Annotated in this window: 1 pseudogene; it reads right to left on the bottom strand. The window is 69.6% G+C overall.

The features are described from left to right. Positions 1-654, bottom strand: a pseudogene (locus A5636_RS26830) (hypothetical protein); the annotation flags it as partial. Between the last annotated feature and the right edge of the window lie 97 nt (positions 655-751).

Genomic DNA, 751 nt, shown 5'->3' on the forward strand with positions numbered 1-751 from the left:
CCCACCACGACCACCATCACCCCACAACAACCCACTAGCACCGCCGGCACCCCCCACACCACCAGCACCTCCCGCTCCACCAGTGATGGAGTCGGTGTTGCGAATGCCGTTCATATAAATGCCGCTGCCGTCGATGGTGCCGGTGATCGTGCCACCGGCGCCGCCGTGGCTGGCGGCCCCGCCGGCGCCACCAGCTCCACCAGCACCCCACAGGAGTCCGCCGGTACCACCGGCACCCCCCACACCGCCGGCGCCACCAGCACCCCCCGCTCCACCAGTAATGAAGCCATGGTTGTCAATGCCGTATATAGAACTGCCGACACCGGTGCTGGTGAGGTCACCGGTGATCGTGCTACCGGCGCCGCCGTGGCTGGCGGCCCCGCCGGCGCCACCAGCTCCACCAGGACCCCACAGGAGTCCGCCGGTACCACCGGCACCCCCGACACCGCCGGCGCCACCAGCACCCCCCGCTGCACCAGTGATGGGGCCAAAGTTTTCAATGCCGAGTAACTTACTGCCGACGCCGGTGCCGCCGGTGCTGGTGAGGTCACCGGTGATCGTGCTACCGGCGCCGCCGTGGCTGGCGGCCCCGCCGGCGCCACCTGCTCCACCAGCACCCCACAACAGTCCGCCGGCACCACCGGCACCCCCCACACCGCCGGCGCCACCAGCACCCCCCGCTGCACCAGTGATAGAGCCAGAGGCCGTGTTGACAACGCCTTTTACTAGAGTGCTGGTGCCGCTGACGGTG

Source organism: Mycobacterium asiaticum, from assembly GCF_001673315.1.
In the GTDB taxonomy this organism is placed as follows: domain Bacteria; phylum Actinomycetota; class Actinomycetes; order Mycobacteriales; family Mycobacteriaceae; genus Mycobacterium; species Mycobacterium asiaticum_B.